The sequence below is a fragment of the Streptomyces sp. NPDC002845 genome (assembly GCF_053591955.1).
The window spans coordinates 1-1,409 of record NZ_JBSFUU010000242.1; the positions used below are offsets into that span (position 1 = coordinate 1).

General features: G+C 70.3%; 1 pseudogene. It reads left to right on the forward strand.

Going from position 1 to position 1,409, the window contains the following annotated elements:
• Positions 1–108: 108 nt before the first annotated feature.
• Positions 109–867 (forward strand): annotated as a pseudogene (locus tag ACWD3C_RS48620) (SGNH/GDSL hydrolase family protein); the annotation flags it as partial.
• Between the last annotated feature and the right edge of the window lie 542 nt (positions 868–1,409).

Genomic DNA, 1,409 nt, shown 5'->3' on the forward strand with positions numbered 1-1,409 from the left:
AGTTCTACCGGGGCTCCGCTTCTTACGTCCCGAGTCACCGCAGATCAGCGCGTACTTGTCAGCGCCTCCGAAGCCGTAACTTCACGGCCTTGCCCAAAAGGAGCCCCCATGCCCGCACCACCCCCACGAGGAGTGCCCCTCCCCCAGCTGATCGCCGCAGCTGTGCTCGCCCTGGCCCTCCTGGTGACGTCGTCCGCGGTGGTGACCCTGGTGAGGAGCCCGGGACCGGCGGCCGGCGTCCAGGAGTCGGCGGTGGCCGGGCGGCACTGGGTGAACACCTGGACGTCGATGCCGCAGCTCACCGAGCCGCACAACATGCCGCCCCCGCCGTTCACCGGGGACGACGCCGTGCTGGTCGACACCACGCTCAGGCAGACCGTGCGCGTCTCCACCGGCGGTGACCGCGTACGGCTGCGCTTCTCCAACACCTTCGGCGGCACCGCGCTGCCCCTGACCGCGGTCTCCGTGGCGCTGCCGCTGGACGGGCGGGCCGGGGCCAGCGCGATCGAGCCGGGGTCGCCGCGGCAGGTCACGTTCAACGGGCGGAAGTCGGCGGCCGTCCCCGTCGGGGCGCAACTGGTCTCCGACCCGCTGGACTTCGATCTCCGCCCCGGGTCCAACCTGACGGTGACGACCTACCTGGCCAAGGGGCAGGCCTCCCTCGACCTCACCTCGCACCCGGGGTCGCGGACGACGTCGTACCTCCAGCACGGCGACCACACAGCGGCCCTCGACCTGCCCGAGCCGACCGCCGTCGACCACTGGTACCTGCTCAGCGACGTCGAGATCGTCGCCGGTGGCGGTACGGCCGGGGTCGCCGTCCTGGGCGACTCGCTGTCCGACGGGCGGGGTTCCACGACCACCGGTTGTTGCCACTGAGTCAGGCAGCCAGTGGCAACCGTGTCCTTGCGACGGGGACTGGCTGCACCTGAACCGTTCCTGAAGACTGAGAAGGAGTGACTCCCGCCAGCCGCACGCCCCGAACGGTCTTGAACGCACTGGTCTCCGGCGTACTCGACCCCGGGGCGGCGACACGCATCGCGTACGTGGTCCGGGCCCGGGAGGCCCCCGCGGCCGGAGGCCGCTGATGGATACAGCCCTGCGCGACCCGGCCCGGTGGGTATGGACAGAGGCGACGGGGAGGCCCCGGACCATCTCTCTGGTGGAGCGGGGGCTCCGTACGCTGGCGCCGTACCCGACGTCCCAGATCGCACAATTACGCTAGCCTGGCTGGCCCAGGGTGCCGCAAGCCCGCGAGTGGACCATCACACGATCGAGCTAACCCGGCCTCGTGTACCACTCCCCAGCAAGCAGCTAGTGTCCTGCGCCAGAGATCCGTCGGCAGAAGCGGGCGAGGGAGTCGAGGATCTCTTCGGCTGTCTTGGTCCAGATGAACGGCTTGGGGTCTT